1 protein-coding gene is annotated in these 389 nt (G+C 72.0%); it reads left to right on the forward strand.

Annotated elements, in window-relative coordinates; genetic code table 11:
* Nucleotides 1-389 (forward strand): carbohydrate binding domain-containing protein (locus G3I71_RS49680; protein WP_203733282.1); only part of this gene is annotated, 389 nt, incomplete at both ends.

Consider the following 389-nt stretch of genomic DNA (forward strand, 5'->3'; position numbering starts at 1 on the left):
TGCTGGTGCAGGGGCGCACGCAGTCCTGGAACGGCGCCGCGGTCGACGTCACCGACGTGCTCGTGCCCGGCGCGACGTACACGATCGGGCTCTGGCTGCGGCTGCCCACCGGGTCGAGCGAGGCCGGGCTCCGCGTGTCGGTGCAGCGCGACGTCGACGGCGTCGCGTCCTACGAGACCGTGACCACCGTCGAGCGCGTCACGTCGCAGTGGACGCAGGTCGTCGCGTCGTACACGCCCGGCCGGTTCGACACCGCGTCGCTGTACGTCGAGTCCACGGGGTCGCTCACGGACTTCCTGCTCGACGACGTGCTCGTCAGCGGCGTCACGTACACGCCCGACCTGTCGCTGCCGTCGGTGGCCGACGCGCTGGCCGACGACTTCCCGTTC

The sequence above is a fragment of the Streptomyces sp. SID12501 genome, assembly GCF_010550245.1.
In the GTDB taxonomy this organism is placed as follows: domain Bacteria; phylum Actinomycetota; class Actinomycetes; order Streptomycetales; family Streptomycetaceae; genus Streptomyces.